This window comes from Paenibacillus sp. YAE3 (assembly GCF_057546105.1).
Window position 1 is genome coordinate 185,315 of sequence record NZ_BAAIYF010000004.1, and the last position, 17,672, is coordinate 202,986.

19 protein-coding genes are annotated in these 17,672 nt (G+C 53.1%); 18 read left to right on the forward strand and 1 reads right to left on the reverse strand.

Annotation, left to right across the window (positions count from 1 at the left end):
- Positions 1-96: 96 nt before the first annotated feature.
- From AC27KL_RS09505 to AC27KL_RS09540, 8 genes are all read left to right on the forward strand, one after another.
- The gene (locus tag AC27KL_RS09505) at positions 97-1,317 is read left to right on the forward strand and encodes an MFS transporter (RefSeq protein ID WP_036708557.1); all 1,221 of its coding nucleotides are present in this window, start codon (positions 97-99) and stop codon (positions 1,315-1,317) included.
- A gap of 291 nt (positions 1,318-1,608) precedes the next feature.
- On the forward strand, positions 1,609-2,376 hold the full coding sequence (locus tag AC27KL_RS09510) for an ABC transporter ATP-binding protein (RefSeq protein WP_487169526.1): 768 nt from the start codon (positions 1,609-1,611) through the stop codon (positions 2,374-2,376).
- Positions 2,363-4,294 carry an ABC transporter permease gene (locus AC27KL_RS09515; RefSeq protein ID WP_487169527.1) on the forward strand — a complete coding sequence of 644 codons (1,932 nt, stop codon included), beginning with the start codon at positions 2,363-2,365 and terminating at the stop codon, positions 4,292-4,294. Before AC27KL_RS09510 ends, AC27KL_RS09515 begins: the two co-directional genes overlap by 14 nt.
- A gap of 12 nt (positions 4,295-4,306) precedes the next feature.
- A complete protein-coding gene (locus tag AC27KL_RS09520) occupies positions 4,307-4,675 on the forward strand; it encodes a YxeA family protein (protein ID WP_487169528.1) in 369 nt (122 codons plus the stop codon).
- A 66-nt stretch (positions 4,676-4,741) separates the two neighbouring features.
- Entirely contained in the window at positions 4,742-5,062 is a 321-nt protein-coding gene (locus AC27KL_RS09525) for a hypothetical protein (RefSeq protein ID WP_487169529.1), read from the forward strand.
- On the forward strand, positions 5,063-6,946 hold the full coding sequence (locus AC27KL_RS09530; protein WP_487169530.1) for a M1 family metallopeptidase: 1,884 nt from the start codon (positions 5,063-5,065) through the stop codon (positions 6,944-6,946).
- A gap of 145 nt (positions 6,947-7,091) precedes the next feature.
- On the forward strand, positions 7,092-7,805 hold the full coding sequence (locus AC27KL_RS09535) for a response regulator transcription factor (protein WP_487169531.1): 714 nt from the start codon (positions 7,092-7,094) through the stop codon (positions 7,803-7,805).
- On the forward strand, positions 7,802-9,244 hold the full coding sequence (locus tag AC27KL_RS09540; RefSeq protein ID WP_487169532.1) for a sensor histidine kinase: 1,443 nt from the start codon (positions 7,802-7,804) through the stop codon (positions 9,242-9,244). Before AC27KL_RS09535 ends, AC27KL_RS09540 begins: the two co-directional genes overlap by 4 nt.
- A gap of 20 nt (positions 9,245-9,264) precedes the next feature.
- Here the strand turns inward: AC27KL_RS09540 and AC27KL_RS09545 are convergent, their stop codons facing one another.
- Entirely contained in the window at positions 9,265-10,506 is a 1,242-nt protein-coding gene (locus AC27KL_RS09545) for an NAD(P)/FAD-dependent oxidoreductase (RefSeq protein WP_487169533.1), read from the reverse strand.
- A 150-nt stretch (positions 10,507-10,656) separates the two neighbouring features.
- On the opposite strand from AC27KL_RS09545, the gene AC27KL_RS09550 reads away from it, so the two are divergent.
- From AC27KL_RS09550 to AC27KL_RS09595, 10 genes are all read left to right on the forward strand, one after another.
- The gene (locus AC27KL_RS09550) at positions 10,657-10,893 is read left to right on the forward strand and encodes a hypothetical protein (protein WP_212949062.1); all 237 of its coding nucleotides are present in this window, start codon (positions 10,657-10,659) and stop codon (positions 10,891-10,893) included.
- Positions 10,894-10,915: 22 nt separating this feature from the next.
- Entirely contained in the window at positions 10,916-11,308 is a 393-nt protein-coding gene (locus AC27KL_RS09555) for a spore coat protein (protein WP_036708583.1), read from the forward strand.
- 211 nt (positions 11,309-11,519) lie between these two features.
- On the forward strand, positions 11,520-12,020 hold the full coding sequence (locus AC27KL_RS09560) for an Lrp/AsnC family transcriptional regulator (protein WP_339321924.1): 501 nt from the start codon (positions 11,520-11,522) through the stop codon (positions 12,018-12,020).
- Positions 12,021-12,033: 13 nt separating this feature from the next.
- A complete protein-coding gene (locus AC27KL_RS09565; RefSeq protein ID WP_339321923.1) occupies positions 12,034-13,245 on the forward strand; it encodes an aminotransferase class I/II-fold pyridoxal phosphate-dependent enzyme in 1,212 nt (403 codons plus the stop codon).
- Positions 13,246-13,474: 229 nt separating this feature from the next.
- On the forward strand, positions 13,475-13,744 hold the full coding sequence (locus tag AC27KL_RS09570) for an aspartyl-phosphate phosphatase Spo0E family protein (protein WP_036708586.1): 270 nt from the start codon (positions 13,475-13,477) through the stop codon (positions 13,742-13,744).
- A gap of 202 nt (positions 13,745-13,946) precedes the next feature.
- Entirely contained in the window at positions 13,947-14,483 is a 537-nt protein-coding gene (locus tag AC27KL_RS09575; protein WP_339321922.1) for a hypothetical protein, read from the forward strand.
- Between the two features lie 32 nt (positions 14,484-14,515).
- A complete protein-coding gene (locus AC27KL_RS09580) occupies positions 14,516-15,085 on the forward strand; it encodes a cob(I)yrinic acid a,c-diamide adenosyltransferase (RefSeq protein ID WP_339321921.1) in 570 nt (189 codons plus the stop codon).
- On the forward strand, positions 15,082-16,104 hold the full coding sequence (locus AC27KL_RS09585) for an RluA family pseudouridine synthase (RefSeq protein ID WP_487169534.1): 1,023 nt from the start codon (positions 15,082-15,084) through the stop codon (positions 16,102-16,104). Before AC27KL_RS09580 ends, AC27KL_RS09585 begins: the two co-directional genes overlap by 4 nt.
- A gap of 54 nt (positions 16,105-16,158) precedes the next feature.
- The gene (locus AC27KL_RS09590) at positions 16,159-16,518 is read left to right on the forward strand and encodes an arsenate reductase family protein (protein ID WP_487169535.1); all 360 of its coding nucleotides are present in this window, start codon (positions 16,159-16,161) and stop codon (positions 16,516-16,518) included.
- A gap of 129 nt (positions 16,519-16,647) precedes the next feature.
- A complete protein-coding gene (locus AC27KL_RS09595) occupies positions 16,648-17,502 on the forward strand; it encodes a 5'-3' exonuclease (protein WP_339325215.1) in 855 nt (284 codons plus the stop codon).
- The last annotated feature ends 170 nt before the right edge of the window (positions 17,503-17,672 follow it).

Sequence of the window (17,672 nt, forward strand, 5' to 3'; positions counted from 1 at the left end):
CTGCAGCATCCGAATGGTTTGAAATTTTCAAAATGATATCCCTCCCTTTGGGGCATGTTAAGACCGAGCATGTCCGGCGATCCAAAGGGGGGACTTATGAAAACGACGGCACATTTGAACCGCCAATCGCTGCTTTTGCTGGCCGTGAACGGGTTGATCGTGTTGGCCGGAGCCCTTTCCGGCACGTTTTTGAATGTATACTTATGGAAAAGCAAGCAGGATTACGCGATGATCGGCTGGTTCACCGTCGCCCAGCAGGTGGCTGTCGGGCTTACCTTCTGGCTGGGCGGCAAATGGGTGAAAGAATACAACAAGATGAACGCCCTGCGTGCAGGCATCGTTCTTTCGGGTTTGTTTTATCTTTTCGTTTTATGGGCAGGCCCTCACGCCGTCCGGTGGATTTGGCCGCTGGGGCTGCTGCTCGGCATTGCGATGGGACTTTTCTGGCTTTCGTTTAACGTGGTGTATTTCGAAGTGACCGACCGGGCCAACCGCGATTTGTTCAACGGCTGGGTCGGGCTTCTCGGTTCGGTGACCGGCATCGTCGGCCCTTGGTTCTCGGGGCTGCTGATTACATGGCTCAAAGGCGACCGCGGATACCGGGTCGTATTTACCATTTCGCTGGCGATTTACGGTCTCTGCGTCGTGTTAAGCTTTTTTCTGAAAAAGCGGAAAAACGGCAGCGGCTATCATTGGATGGAACCGATCGCGCAGCTGCGGAGCAAAGGAAATCCGTGGCGGCTTATGGCCCCGGGACTGATTGCGCAAGGGGTGCGCGAAGGCGTGTTCGCCTTTTTGATCGGCCTGCTCGTTTTCGTGGCGACGAAACAGGAGTCCAAGCTGGGACAGTTTACCTTGATCACGTCCGCCATCTCGCTCCTGACATACTGGCTTGCCGGAAAATGGTTCAAGCCCAAGTTCCGGAGCGCCGGGATGCTTGTCGGAGCGCTGCTGCTGTGGATCGTCATCGTCCCGCTGCTCTGGAAAACCGGCTACGGCACGCTGCTCGTGTTCGGGATCGGAACGTCCGTGTTTATGCCGCTGTACATTTTGCCGATGATATCGTCGGGCTTTGACCTGATGGGCACAAGCGACGAAACGGTGGAGAAACGGGTCGAGCTGGTCGTCCTGCGCGAGCTGAGCCTGATGGCCGGCCGGCTGCTGGGGACGTTTATTTTTATCGCCGTATTGATGGTGAGCAAGACGCCGCTGACCATTACGGTGCTGATGCTGGTCCTCGGCGCGTCGCCGATCGCCAGCTGGATATTCGTCCGCAAGCTGCTGAAGGCGGAGAAGTCGGCCGTAACCAACAAATAACACATCCAATTGCAAGCCCCCCGGGTAACGCTTAACCAGCGTCCCGGGGTTTTTTTGTGCCTGTTCGGGATGATCCCCGCACAGTTGCCCGAATCGGCTGCGAATTTCGGCCCCATTTGTTGGGGCTGTTTTTATTTTTAAATTTAAGGTTGCTGTAAGGTTGGGATTAAAACGCTGTAAGGTTCGGGCTTTAAGATTAGGTTTGTGATCAATTCCTACATCCTATAGCGCATCTCGCATAGGGAACCAAAATAAGTAGGCCAAAAAATGATTCATATAAGGAGAACACTAATGAAAACGATCCTCCAAGCTAAACACGTCAACAAAACCTTTGGTACAAAAGGAAACCAATATACGGCGCTGCTAAACATCGACCTGAGCATCGAAGAAGGCGAATTCGTCGGCATCATGGGCCCTTCGGGCGCCGGCAAATCGACCTTGCTGAACATTTTCTCCACGATCGATACCCCGACGTCCGGGGAAATCACGATCGACGGGCAAAACATCGTCGCCATGAACGAAGAGAAGCTTTCCGATTTCCGCCGGAATAAACTCGGGTTTATTTTTCAGGATTACAACCTGCTCGATACGCTGACGGTCAAGGAAAACATTTTGCTTCCGCTGGCCCTGTCCAAGGTACCTGCGGCAGAGATCGAAAAGCGGGTGGAGGCCATCGCCGATACGTTCGGCATCCGTCAGATCCTCGATAAGTACCCGTACCATATTTCGGGCGGCCAAAAGCAGCGGGCGGCGGCATCGCGGGCGATCGTTGCGAATCCGAGCCTCATTTTGGCGGACGAACCGACCGGGGCGCTTGATTCGAAATCGGCCACCAGTCTGCTCGAGAGCTTAAGCAAGCTTAACCAGGGGAACCAAGCGACCATCCTGATGGTAACGCATGACGCTTATGCCGCGAGTTTCTGCAAGCGGGTCATTTTCATCAACGACGGACGGCTGTTCCGGGAGCTTCATAAGGACGGATTAACGAGGAAGGAGTTTTTCGGACGGATTCTTGAGGTGCTGGCATCGCTCGGAGGTGAACATCATGACGCTGTTTAGGATCGCCGGGAAAAACATCCGGAAAAATTTCACCAACTATTTTCTTTATTTCGCATCGATGATTTTCAGCATCGTCATTTATTTTACTTTCGTGTCTTTGAAATACGACAATACCATTCAGTCTGCATCGGACGGATCGCCGAAAATCAGCTCGGCTTTCAGCGGGGCGGCGGTCGTGCTGATCGTGTTCGTCGCCATTTTCATCTGGTATTCGAATTCGTTTTTTACCCGCAAGCGCAAAAAAGAAGTCGGGCTGTATTCCTTGCTTGGCGTGCGCAAAAAACAGATCGGGCGGATGCTTTTTTACGAAAACTTTCTGATGGGCGTCCTGGCGCTGATCGTAGGCGTCGCGCTGGGTTTCGTGCTCAGCCGGTTTTTCGTCATGATTTTAATGAAGGTCATGGGTTACGGCGTCATAGCGAACTTTTCCATCTCCCCGGCCGCGATCGTCAATACGGTCATCGTGTTTATGGCCATTACGCTTTTGACGTCGGTTCAGGGTTATCGGTTGATTTACCGGTTCAAACTGATCGAGCTGTTCCATGCGGATCAAGAGCACGAAAAGGAACCAAAGTCTTCCGTCCTGATCGCTCTGCTGTCCGTTATCCTTATCGGTTTCGGCTACTGGCTCGCGCTGCAAAACCTGGTCACGTCAAAAGCTTGGGCAACGCTTGGTTTGATGCTGACGCCGCTGGTCATTTTGATCACCGTCATTTTGGGCACGTATCTGTTGTTTAACACGTTGACCGTAACGCTGCTGAAGCTGTCGCGCAAAAACAAAAAAAGCTACTGGAAGGGCCTGAATTTGATCGGCACGTCCCAGCTGTTGTACCGGATGAAAGGGAATGCCCGCACGCTGACCGTCATTGCGGTGCTGAGCGCGACGACGCTGACGGCGGTGGGAACGGCGTACAGCTTGTACTACAACAACCGGATGAACGCGGAGATGGCGAATCCGAACAGCTTTACGTTTATCGGCGTGGACGGAAAAACAACCGCCAAGGCCGATCAGGCGATCGAGCAGGCTGCGGGCCATAAGGTGCTCTACCACGAGTCCGTTCCTGTTCTTGAAGTGGATGCCGACATCTCCGGCCTGAAGCAAAACGCAGGTTCGATGGAGCAAACGTACAGCGTGATTGCCAGCCGCGATTTTAACCGATTGGCCAAACTGCAAGGCCGGGACGACTTCGTCAGCCTTGAAGGAAGCGAAGCCGCGGTGCTGGATCCGGCGTACATGGAGGGGATTTCCCCGGACTACGTGGGTTCGACGGTCAAGCTGCAGGGAAAAGGCATCAACGAAGCCATCCGGTTCAAAGCGCTCAAAGAGTACACCGTGTTGAACCTGGGCACGGTCTACTCGACCATCGTCGTCGGCGACGAGATGTTTGCGGCCCTTCAGCCGAAGGCCCAAACGACTACGATTGAAGCTTACGGCATTTCGCGCCAGGACAAGGCGAAGGAACTGACCGGGCAGCTGCAAAGCATCTTGCCGGAGAAAGCGGAACTTTCGAGCTTTTACGACCAATATGCGCGAGGGATGGAATCCAGCGGCTTGCTGATGTTTATGGGCGGGTTTCTCGGTTTGGTTTTCCTGGCCGCGACAGGCAGCATCATTTATTTCAAACAGCTGACGGAAGCCAGCAGCGATAAAGCCCGTTATTTGATTTTGCATAAAATCGGCGTCAAAAAGAGGGAAATCCGCAAAACGGTAGCCAAGCAGGTCTTGTTTATTTTCGCGCTTCCGCTTGCCTTCGGCATCGCCCATTGCGCCGTCGCGCTGATGGCTTTATCGAAGCTGATGATGACCAGCCTGGTCGTTCCGGTCGTCAGCTGCATGGGGATCTATGTCTGCATTTATTTGGTCTATTATCTGTTGACCGTCAACAGCTACTACAAAATCGTCACGAATGTGAAGTAAGGAGCGAATCGAATGAAAAAAGGCTGGATCGTTGCAATCGTCGTTTTGGCCGTTCTGGTCGGATTTGTCGTATTCATCCAAAACGTGAATATCAACCGCCTGGGCGCGCACCAATATTACGTTCAGGTGAACCAAGAAGGAAAGAAAGTGGAAGATAAGTCGGACAGTGGACAAAAATATGTTTCTTACGAATACACCCTGGAGGGGTTTGATGCTGACGGGAAGGAAAAAAGCCTGACCTTTACCGCATTCAAAGAACTGCGCAAAGAAGCATACCTGCGAATCTATGTGAAAGGGGATGAAGTCAGCTCCTACCAGGAGGTGCAGGCCGCGGAGCTGCCCGAGGGGGCAAAACGAAAGCTGGAAACAGCCGGGAAATAGGGACCTGCGCCGCGTGAGATCTTTCATAAATATCAATCTTATTTTTGGATCAAGGGAGAGAAAACGATGAAAAAAACGGCCTTTAAAACCATATACAAAAGAACGCTGGCTTATTCGCTCGCATTTACGCTTGCAGCTTGCCCGCTGGCCAGCGCCGGTCATGTTCTGGCCGCGCCGCCAGCGGCATCCGCGGATTCCGTAGAGGCTGCGCAGGCGCATGCACACACCCAAGTCGCGTACCGGATTGACGCTAGGCTCGACGAAAAAAATATGCGCATCCAAGGGAGAGAAACGGTCACGTACCGGAACACGTCCAAAGATACGCTGCGGAAGATCGTCTTCCATACGTTTGCCGATGCCAACCGGTCCAAAGGGACCCAAACTTAGATGTTTGAGCAAAACAACGAGGAGATCCGGAAGGAGCATCCGGAGAAAAAGGCGGAGGATTTCCTTGGAGGCATCGACATCTTGAGTGCGTCGGCGGGTGGGGAAGCATTGGCCTACCAAAACAGCAATCAGGCTCTGACCGTTGAATTGAAGCAGGAGCTAAGGCCAGGGGAAGCGGTAACAGCAGAAATCGGCTTTGAGGTGAACATTCCTTTCGGCATGCAGCGCCTGTCCTACTACAAGGATATCGTCAATGGCGCACATTGGTTCCCGGTCATGTCGGTCTATGACAAGGAGAAGCATGAGTGGGATAAAACGCCGTACAGCAAAATCTTCGAAACCGATTATTACGACTCCTCGGATTTCGAAGTTCATTTCAACGTGCCCGATTCCTACCGGGTGCTGATGCCGGGTACGATCTCCACGCAGGCGGACCCGCAGGAGCCCGGCCGGAAAATCGTGTCTGCCGTGGCGGACAACACCCGGGAATTCGTCTTTTTTGCCAGCCCGAATTATAAGGTTGAGAGCATGACGCGTGACGGCTTGACGGTTGAATATTATTATTTCGACAATATGGCGGACAAGAAAAAAATCGTCGATGAATACATCGACACCGCGTTTAAGGCGATTCAATTTTTTAGTGAAAAATACGGGAAATACCCTTACCCTGAGTTCCGGATCGCGGAGTCGTACGTAGAGGGGGTGGCGGTCGAGTTTGCCCGGGTCATTCAAATGGGACAAATCGCGCGGAATAGCGATCCTGCGCATGATTATGTGTTTGTGCACGAAATCGCACACCAATGGTTCCATGCCCTGATCGGCAACAACTCGGAGAACGAATCGTTTTTGGATGAAGGATTTGCCGATTTTTCGAAGGTTTATTTTGCGGAAAAACAAGGGGACGACCTGAACGGGTTCAAATCGATCCAAATCGACGATTTGTCTTCCATAGATAAGCCGATCGCCGGAACCAATACGGAAGTAGGAGACTTGCAGAGTCCAACCTTTTACAATAAAGGACGCCAGGCCATCTACCAGCTGTACCGGACCGTGGGCGAAGAGAAATTCGACACGTTCATGAAAGAATATTTCAAACGGTACGAGTTCAAAAACGCGACGATCGAAGGGCTTTTGCAGACGATCCAGGATACGCTCGGCGATGAGGCCCGAAAGGAAATGGACGAGGCGCTCCATGATCCGCATTTTGTCCTGAAGCCCGAATATCTATTGTCCGAGGCGGAAGCAGCCGCGTATTGGCGTGAGCAGTTCAAAACCATGTACCGTTCTTCCCTGTCCCAAGTTGCGAATCTTCCGGCGGAAACGATGAGCCGCATCTTGGATAAGGCGCTGCAGGGCGAACCGCTGACGATCGTGGTGAGCGACCAGGCCGGCAGCCAAGCGAAAAAGCAGCAGCAGACGATCCTGGCGCAGCTTGAAGGGACGCTTGGGATTATGGGCATTCCATACGAGGTCATTTCCGACCGGCAAACACTTAAGAAAAAGCTGAAAAAGGAGCTGCCAAGCAGCAATATCATTGCCATCGGCAGCACGAAAACGAACGGACTCATCCAGGCGCTTAAACCCGGCATCATACAGAAATCGAAGGCCCTCGGCTTCGACTGGAAAAGCAAGATGAACCAAAAAGCTTCTTCAGGCGCTTATGTCATTAAACATCCATACAATCAAAACCGCCTGCTCCTGCATTTCTTCTGGAACGGTGACGCCCTAAACGGCAACGCGGTCGAACCGTTTGGGGAGCAGATGCTGAAATCGATCAGTTTTAGCAGCGATTTTTATCAATATTACGTCTTGGACAAGGCAGGTCGAATCGAGTCCGACAAAAAGACGGCCAACCCGATGGCGAAATTTTTTGCCGAAAATTAAGATCAAGCGAGCCGCTAGCCAAAACGCCGGATTCAAGATATGGTTATAGTAATCGGCAGGGCGGGGAAGATGATACTGCAAGGCCGCGGGGAGCGGCCTCGCGGTTTTTTTGTTCCGCATTGTTAGAATAGGAGGTCGAACGGAATTGTCGCTAAGCCAAAAAATACTGATCGTGGACGATGAAGAAGATATTTTGAGGCTCCTGAAAACGGTTTTGATCAAGGAAGGATTCGAGCACGTACATACCGCCGCTACGGCGAACGAAGGCTGGCTCCAGTTTCAGGACAAGCAACCCGATCTCGTTATTTTGGATATCATGCTCCCGGACGGCGAAGGGTATGACGTCTGCAAACAAATCCGGAGCGTTTCGAACGTGCCGATTTTCTTTTTGTCGGCCAAAACCGAGGAAATCGATAAAATACTCGGATTTGCCATCGGCGGCGACGACTACATCACCAAGCCGTTCAGCCCGAAGGAAGTGGCTTACCGGATCAAAGCCCGTTTTAGAAGAGCGGAGGCCATGCCGGAGAAGGAGAAAAAGGACCACATCCTGAAAGCAGGCCCGTTCGAGCTCAACGAACAAACATTCGAACTGAAAAAAAACGGCGAAATCATCGAACTCAAACCGAAGGAGCTTGGGCTGTTTACCCATCTGCTCAAGCACCCGAACCGGATCATCAGCAAAGAAAGCCTGTACGATCAAGTATGGGGAGAGGAATCCTTCGGATACGACAATACGGTCATGGTCCATGTCCGGCGGCTGAGGGAAAAAATCGAGGAAGATCCTTCGAATCCGCAGTTTTTGGTGACGGTGAAGGGACTCGGGTACAAGCTTGCCCTGGAGGAAACGAAACGATGAAATGGAGGCTGACCGGCAGGTACTTGGCATCCGTCGTCCTGATCGTCGTCATCGTCATTTTCATCAACTTCCTGATTTTGGCCGGGTTGTATGTATACCATAACGTATCCCCCAAATCCCCGCTCAAATACGGAGAAGATTCGGCCGAGGGCATCACACGCTCATTCGCCCAAGAGATCGTCGTTTCCGGATCGGGGTTGGCCATCACTGAGCAGGGAAAGAAAACGCTGGAGGGCCATGGCGCCTGGATTCAAATTTTGGACGATAACGGCAGGCAGGTTTATGGCTATCTCGTACCGTCCGGGGCCAAAACCAAATATACGCCGCTGGACATCGTCCAGACTTACAAGTATATGGAAAAAGAGCTGATGTCGACGGTTTTTATCGGGGAAAAGGAGATCGACGGCAAACGCTACAGCTATTTGATCGGCTTCCAAGATCCTTATCTGGAACGAAACATATTAACTTACGATATCCGGTCCGTGGGGCGCTTCCTGCAGATCGGAATCCTGACTGTGCTTTGCGTCGACGGCTTCATCGCGCTTTGCATCGCTTACCTGTTCGGCAAAAGGTTAACCCGGCCGCTTCACGCCCTGATTGACGGGATTAAGCAGCTGGCCCATAAAAACTACCGGATCCGGTATGAAGCCAAGGGCATCTACAAGGACGTGTTTTATAACGTAAACGTGTTAAGCGAGGAACTGCGCGCAAGCGAAGCGGAACGAAAAAAGCTGGACCGGATGAAAGAGGAGTGGATCGCGAACATCACGCATGACATCAAAACGCCGCTCGCATCGATTCAAGGATACGCGGAGATGATGAGGGACAAGGACTACGAGTTTACGGTCGAAGAGATGCGCGAGTATGCGGAAGTGATCGAGCGGAAGTCGCTGTACCTCAAAGACGTCATCGAGGATTTGAACCTGTCGACCCGCCTGAAAAACAAAAACATATCCCTCAACCTAAAACAGGCGAATCTCGTAAGCCTTGTCCGGAATACCGTCATCGACATGCTGAACGATGCGCGCTACGGGAGCCGAAACATCGATTTTCGGTACAGCGACGAGATGGTCATCATGGATGTGGACGAGATTTTGATCCGACGGGCCGTGAGCAATTTGATTTATAATGCGGTCGTTCATAATGCGGAGGATACGGCCGTTCAAGTCAGCGTAGAGAAACACGGCGGAACGGTCTCCATCGTCGTGGAGGATCAGGGCAAAGGAATCCGGGAGGAAGAACTGGAGCGCGTGTTCGACCGGTATTATCGCGGGACCAATACGGGCGAGCTGCACAAGGGTTCGGGCCTGGGCCTGGCCATCGCGCACGATATCGTCCAGGCTCACGGAGGCAAAATCGATGTGGACAGCGAGCTTGGCCGGGGAACCCGCATCGAAATTATGTTGGGAATGGAAAAAGCAGGCGATGTCAACAGATGACGTTGGCCTGCTTTTCCATGTCAACGAATCGTCAACGAGTCGGACGGCGAAGGTTTGCTGCTCCGCTGAAGGGAAAACATGTTCAGTTCCGGGCGCGGCCGGCCCGTGAGCTCGTCCCCCAGCAAATCCGCGGCGATCATGCAGTAGACGGTGCCGTTGCCGCCGTACGCTTCGATAAAATAACAATTCGGGTAATCCGGGTGCGGGCCGACCATCGGCATTCCGTCATGGGTCGTCCCGAAAATCGAAGCCCACGCGTAATCCGCTTCGAGGCGGGCGTAAGCGGGAAATAACTTGCGGATTTCTTCAATCAGCATCTTCGTCTGGTGCAGGAGGCGGGCTTCGCGTTTCTCCGGGGCCGGAGGGGACTCGTCCAGTCCGCCCGCCACGATGCGGTTGTCCGGGGTCGTCCGCATATAGAGATAAGGCCTTGCCGTTTCCCAAATCAAACAGCGTTCATGCCAATCGGACAAATCGCCGACGGGTTTGGTCAATATCGCGTAAGAAACGTTGATGACGGCGTTTTTATCCTTTTTCAATTCCTGCGTTTCGTACCCCATCGAAAAAATGACTTTGTTGGCGCGGATTTTCTTGCCGTTCGCATAACAAGTGACCCCGTGCTCGGCGAATTCGAAGTGTACCGCTTCGGTCTGTTCGTAGATGTCGGCTCCTTGCTCCGCCGCGGCTTTAACCAAAGCATGAACCAGGCGGTAAGGATTGACTTCCGCATCGCCGTCCTTGTAGAGCGCGGCCGGTTTCGTGAAAGGCATGCGTTTTCCGATCTCTTGTTTATCCCAGTACTGTACTTGGAAACCGTATTTTCTAAGCGTTTGATACTCCTCCCGAAGCATTTCCACGTCGTCTTCGCTGCTGGCAAAATACAGGCTGCTGCGGGGGACGAACTCCAGTTCCGGCGAAAGCTTGGCGCAAATCTCCCGGATTTGGCGGATGCTTTGTTCGCACTTTTTATAGAAAGCGACGCCGATCTCCTCGCCGAAGGTGTGGATCATGGACGTCAGGGATTTGTCGTTCGAACTTTGAAGCAAACCGGTGTTGGCCGCCGTGCTGCCGCCCCCGATGTTTCTTTTGTCGATCAGTACGATGTTCTGACGGCGCGCCGCGAGTTGATAGGCCATCATCGCGCCGCTCATCCCGCCGCCGACGATGAGGAAATCGCAATCCACGTCTTGATCCAGCGCGGGATATTCGGGTGCGGGCTTCAGCGTATGGGGCCATGCCGGATTTCCGCTGTTCAAGATCATCGTTTTTCGCTCCTTTCCCTTGAGATACCAGCCTCGTTTGCTCCCAATTCAGTATTTCTCGATCTCATGCCGTTTATCGGCTGCACATAGAAAAAAATGACCGGGATATAATAAGCACGAGTTAAATATCCCCAGAGGAGGCAAAACGTTATGCAATCCGGTCAAATGCAGCCGATCACCGGCAAAGAGCTGGAGTATATCGTCGATTCGATATCCAATGAAGATTTGCTGATCAAGCAGTGCGCCGCGACGTGCGCTACGACCCAAAACCCGACGATTCAGCAGGCTCTGCAGCAATATATCCGCTCGATGGACCATCATCTGGACCTGCTCGTCCAAGCGCTGCAGCAGCATCAGCCGCTTGCGCCGACGCAGCCGCAGCAATAAATTCCAAAGGAGGCACGCATAGATGTATTATCAACAATCCGGCAATTCCGCATTTATGCAGGATGAGGACCTGCTCTACACCATCCTCGCAGACCTGAAACGGACGGTAAGGGAATATACGACGGCGACGACGGAATCCTCCTGCCCGGCCGTTCGGAACCTGTTCACGCAGCTGACCAACGATACGCTCCGCATGCAAGGCGAACTTTATAACCTGATGAAGCAGCTCAACATGTACTCGACTTCCTCCAAGGCCCTGCGCCAGGATCTCGACAAGCAGGTTCAGAGTGCGCGGAACACGCAGCAAAAAACCCGGCAATTCGTGCAGCAAAAAACGTCCAACATGGGGCAATACGCGCAGGCCGCGCAAATCCAGCCTCCGCAGCAAAACGCTCAAAATCCTTACTACATGTAAAACATAACCTGCTTCCCGCCTGCTCAAACATGTGATGGAAAAGGGCGGGGCAAGAGGCATGGCACAATTTTACCGTCTCAAATTCGGCCCACGCCGTGGAGACGGTTTTTCTTTGCATGCACCCTAAAGTATTGTAATATTAGTATTAATCTCTTTCCCGGGTATGACATGTTTTGTAAGCAACCCGCGAAACGAATGCTGGAGGATACTTATGAAAGAACTTACCGAACTGAAGCTGAAAGTCCTCGACCTGCTGAATGAGGACGCGAGACGATCCCCAAAACTTCTCGCCACCTTGATTGGCGTGGACGAGGAGGCGGTGAAAGAGGCGATTGCCGAGCTTGAGGCGGACCATGTCATCGTTAAATACGCGGCCGTCGTCAACTGGAGCAAAATTGAGGAAGAAACCGTGACGGCGCTGATCGAAGTGCAGATCACCCCTGAGCGGGGACGCGGTTTTGAAGGAATCGCGGAGCGCATTTATTTGTACCCGCAGGTGAAGTCCGTTTATTTGATGAGCGGAGCGTACGACCTGCTCGTCGAAGTGGAAGGACGCAATCTGAGGGAAGTGGCGAACTTCGTTTCCGAGAAGCTGTCGCCGATCGATTCGGTATTGTCGACGAAAACGAACTTTATTTTAAAAAAATATAAACAGGACGGCATTATTTTTGAGGACCGTGAAGAAGATAACCGTCTCATAGTCTCGCCGTAAAGGAAGATGTGTCATGATCGTGAATGAAGATACCAAACAACAGCAAGTCAAATCGATGGAAACGTATTTGTCCCCGCTAGTCAGAAATATCCCGCCGTCGGGCATCCGCAAGTTTTTCGACCTGGCGAACGGCAGCAAGGATATCATCACCCTCGGCGTGGGCGAACCCGACTTCACGACGCCTTGGCATGTCAGGGAGGCTTGCGTTTATTCCCTGGAACGCGGAATGACCGCGTACACTTCCAATGCGGGGATGATCGAACTCCGTGAAGCGATTTCGGACTATTTGAACGACAATTTCAAGGTCGCGTACGATCCGAAGGATCAAATTATCGTGACCGTCGGCGGCAGCGAAGCGATTGACTTGGCTTTGCGGGCGCTGATCGTTCCCGGGGACGAAATTCTGATTCCGGAACCTTGTTACGTGCCTTATTCTCCGATCACTTCGATCGGGGGCGGCGTTCCCGTCGGCATCGAAACCTATGCCAAGGACGATTTCAAGCTGACGGCCGAAGCGCTGGAAGCCAAAATCACGCCGAAAACCAAAGTGCTGATCCTTTGCTATCCAAGCAATCCGACCGGCTCCATCATGACCTACGAGGATTGGCTCCCGATCGCGAAAGTCGTGGAAAAACACGATCTGATCGTCATTGCCGACGAGATTTATGCCGAGCTGACCTACGGCCAAAAGCATGTCAGCTTTTCGTCCATTCCGGGCATGATGGACCGTACCATCCTGGTCAGCGGTTTTTCCAAGGCGTTTGCGATGACCGGCTGGCGGATGGGATATGTCTGCGCCCACCCGGACCTGATCGCAGCCATGCTGAAAATCCACCAGTACACGATTATGTGCGCTCCCGTCATGGGCCAGGTCGCCGCACTGGAGGCACTGAAGCACGGCATGGAGGAAAAGGACCGGATGGTCGAGTCCTATAATCAGCGCCGGCGCCTGATCGTCCAGGGCTTCCAGGATATCGGGCTTTCCTGCCACGAGCCGCAGGGCGCGTTTTATGCGTTCCCGAGCATTGCTTCGACAGGACTGAGCTCCGAAGAATTCGCGCACCGGCTGCTGCTGGAGGCGAAGGTCGCGGCGGTTCCCGGAACGGCCTTCGGCGCGAGCGGGGAAGGATTTTTGCGTTGCTCCTACGCCACTTCCGTTGCCCAGCTGACCGAAGCGCTTGACCGGATCGGAAAATTTTTGCACAAGCTCAAGCAGGAGTCATAAAAAAAGTTTCATTTTAGGAATTTTCTGGTTATTATATTGTAAGCCTTCCTTGTACACGATGTTCTTTTCTTCTGGTCTGAAGGCCGCTCCTATGGATATTTGCAAAACCTGTATCAGGGTTTTATACTGATTTTGAATAATTTAACAAATTATTCACTTTCTTTTATCGATTTATATGTTATAATTTTGCTTCGGGAGCAAGAAAAGACTTACCAGGGAGGGGTTACCTTTGTTCTGTGCCGAATATGATTTGCCCTCATATCGCGGCGACTACATTGCCGAAGGCGATCAGCGCGGTGATTGGTCGGCCAAAACGACGGATTCTGCGAAGAATATTTCCTTGGAAGACGAAATTTTGATGCTCCGCAACAAGATGGAACAGATTTTCATGCAGGAACAATCCTTCACCTCGGAAGTCGTGATCGAAATCAGCAGCTTGCTCGACCTCAAAATCAACGAATACATGAAATCATCATGCCCGAAGAAAAATAAATCGTAAGCCTTAAAAAAGCTTGCAGACATCCAGTCGCTACGCTTATCCCGTCCCCTTCAGGGCGCAGGAGAAGGAAGTTCATTCCGGTGAATTTCCCTCTTGCCCCGGGAGGGGATTTTTGCTGTCCGGCCTTTATGAAGGGGCCGCTTTTTTGTCTCTCCCAGGTATGATATATTGAACCTATTGGAGAATAGAGGAGGAGCAGAGAGTGAAGGCGTACGGTAAACTCATGCTGGTTATTTTCGCTGTTTTTATGCTTGCGGGCTGCGGGAAGGAAAAGCCGGACCTGTCGATTTTCATGATCGACGACAAGTCCGATCCCACCCAAGTCGCCGAGCCGCTTGAGAAAGCGCTGCAGGAACGTCTGGGCCAGGAGATCAAGGTCGAAGTGATCGCAAGTCCGCTGTACAATCCGGAAAAGCTGATGGTCGAATATGCCGCGGGCGGCCACGACATCATGATTTTGCCTGAAGAGGACATGAAAAATTACGGCAAAATGGGAGGCCATGTGGTGCTGGACGACCATTTCGACCCGAAAACATATCCGGAAGGCGTATTTGCGAGCATGGAAGAAAAGGATGATAAAACGATCGACAAAACGGAACATCTTTACGGGATCCCCGTGAAGGACATGAAGATGTTCAAGGATTTGAAATATACGCCTGACAAGCTGTTCGTCACCATCCCGGTGTCCTCGAAGCATATGGATAACGCGGTGAAGGCGCTTAAAGAAATGACGGAGTAGGCGGCTTTTGAGCTTAAGGGAGGAACGAACGAATGAGAATTTATACACGGACCGGCGACGAAGGCCAGACATCCGTCATCGGCGGACGCGTTTCGAAGGATGATCTGCAGGTGGAAACCTACGGAACGATCGACGAGCTGAACTGTTTCGTCGGCCAGGCCGCAAGCCTGATGGAGGGCGAGGTTTTTGCCGATTTGCGGGACAACCTGATCGAAATCATGCATGAGTTGTTCGACTGCGGGTCGGACCTGGCGTTCGTCAAGCTGAGCGAAAGCAAATATAAAGTGCGTGCCGACATGGTGGAGCGGCTGGAGCAGTGGATCGATCGATACCTGGAGGAGACCCCCGAGCTGGAGCGGTTTATTTTGCCTGGGGGAACGCAGCTGGCGGCGACGCTGCATGTGTGCAGAACCGTATGCCGCCGTGCGGAACGGAGAGTCGTCACGCTCGGCCAACAGAAGGAGATCAATCCGGAAGTCCGCCGGTACTTGAACCGGCTGTCGGATTATTTCTTCGTCGCGGCCCGCACGGCCAACGTCCGCAGCGGCGTCCCGGACATCGAATACGTCCGCAGCAAAAAGGTGTTCGGCAACAAAAAATGACAGCTTATTATCCGCCCATCACTTATATCGTGCCCGAAGCGGAGGATGGCTGGCTGCTCAAGGCCATCCTGCTGCGGCGCATGCATGTTTCGCGCAAGCTGCAGTCCCGGCTGAAGCTGACGGAACAGGGAATTACGTTAAACGGCCGCCGAGTGTACACCAGCGTTCCCGTCCAGGCCGGGGATGTGGTGGCGATCCGCATGGAGCAGGAAATCTCCGACGACATTTTGCCGCAGCCGATCCCTTTTGAAATCCTCTACGAAGACGAGCATCTGCTGGTCGTCAATAAAGAAGCGGGCATGATCGTGCACCCGACGCACGGGCATTATACGGGCACGCTTGCGAACGGGGTCGTGGACTACTGGCGCCAAAAAGGCGAGTCGTTCCGTTTCCGCGCCGTACACCGCCTCGACCAGGAGACGACCGGCGTGCTTGCGATCGCCAAAAATCCATACGTGCACCAGCATATATCCGAGCAAATGATCGGAAACCGCGTGGACAAAACGTACCTCGCATTGGTGCATGGGACCCCGGCCCCGCCGGAGGGCGAAATTGACGGGCCGATCGACAGGGACCCCGAAGAGCCGCACCGCCGGATCGTCACGCCTAACGGTTATCCGTCGCTGACCAAATACCGGGTGCTGGAAAGCTGGAATAACGGGTCGCTTGTCCGGCTGAAGCTGGAAACGGGGAGAACGCATCAAATCCGCGTCCATATGACGAGCATCGGCTGTCCCTTGATCGGGGACAAGTTGTATCGGCATGACGTTTATAAAGAAATCGGGATCGAAGCCGCGGACTTGTCAGCGGGTGCCGATTCCGTTATTGAAACGAATGACCCTCCTATGCCGGCGGCTGCGCGGAACATCGTTCAATTGGACCGGGCGATCCCGCGCCAGGCGCTCCACGCCTATGAACTCTCCTTCGAGCATCCGGTGACGCACAGGCAAATGACCTTTCAGGCGCCGCTGCCCGCGGATATGCGGGAATTGCGGGAGCGGCTGGAGGAAGGGCTGTAGTGCCGAAGGGCCTGAAGCAAGCATCAAATACCGACAAAGAGAGTGGAATGACAGATGAGCAAACTGCAGGTTTACCAATATTCGAAATGCGGCACCTGCCGCAACGCAATCAAATGGCTCCAGTCCCATGGCCATGAGCTGGAGCTTCACCATATCAAGGAAGAACCTCCGGCGCCCGAAACGCTGGAGAAACTGATCGGCTTAAGCGGCCTGCCGCTCAAAAAGTTTTTTAACACGAGCGGCGAAGCGTACAAAGAAATGGGCCTCAAAGACAAGCTGGCAGACATGTCCGAAAAGGAGCAGATCGAGCTTTTGTCTTCGAACGGCATGCTGATCAAACGTCCGATCGTGACCGACGGCCGCAAAGTAACGGTCGGCTTTAAAGAGGATCAATACGAATCCGCCTGGGGATAACAGGAAACCGCCCAAAAGCTCCCCCTAGTTGTGTTATACTAGAGGCAGCATTGCCCGCCCTTGAAACAGGGATGAGGCAGACAAGGGGAGAAACGAAGATTGATCACGAATGAAAAACGACCATCCGTTATGTTGGTGGACGGGATGGCATTGTTGTTTAGAGCTTATTACGCTACCGCAACCAGCGGATATATCCGCCGGACGAAATCGGGGATTCCGACGAATGCGATTTACGGGTTTATCCGGTATTTTTGGGATGCGGTGCAAAATTTTGATCCGACCCACGTCGTTTGCTGCTGGGATCTTGGGGGCAAGACGTTCCGCGGGGAGCATTTTTCGGCTTATAAAGGAAACCGGCCGGAGGCGCCGGAGGATCTGGTGCCCCAGTTTTCACTGATTCGGGACGTGATGGACAGCATGGGCGTCCCCAATATCGGCGCCGAAGGGTATGAGGCCGACGATTGCATCGGCACGCTGGCCGCGAAGTTCAGCCAGGACATGGACGTGATGGTTTTGTCCGGCGACCATGACCTGCTGCAGCTGGTAAGCGAACGCACGACCGTCATCATCATGAAAAAAGGCCACGGCAACTATAAGGTGTACACGCCGGAGACGTTGTACGAGGAACGGCAGCTTCATCCGCGCCAAATCATCGACGTCAAGGCGCTGATGGGCGATGCCAGCGACAACTATCCAGGCGTTCGCGGCATCGGCGAAAAGACGGCGCATAAGCTGATTCAGGAGTACGGTTCCATCGAGGGGCTGCTCGACAATCTGGATCAGGTATCGAAGAGCATCCGCGCCAAAATCGAAGCCGATCTCGAGATGCTGCATCTTTCGCGCCGCCTGGCGGAAATCCATTGCGCAGCCCCTGTGGCGTGCGCGCTGGAGACCTGCCAGCTGTCGCTCGACGAGCAGGCGGTGGTCGATAAATTCGAAGAGCTTGAGATGAAGAGTTTGTGCCATCTGCTCGGGGTCGTCTAAAACAAAACGAGAAGTTTGCCACACACGGGGATGCCGGCAATCACGCCCGGCGTCCCCTTTTCCGTGCGCTTGCGCATTGACTTTCATGGAACAACTGGGCTATAATGCCCGTGGTTATTGGATAGGATTCGCTATTTGATGCCGCAGACGGGCAAACAGACAAGAGAATG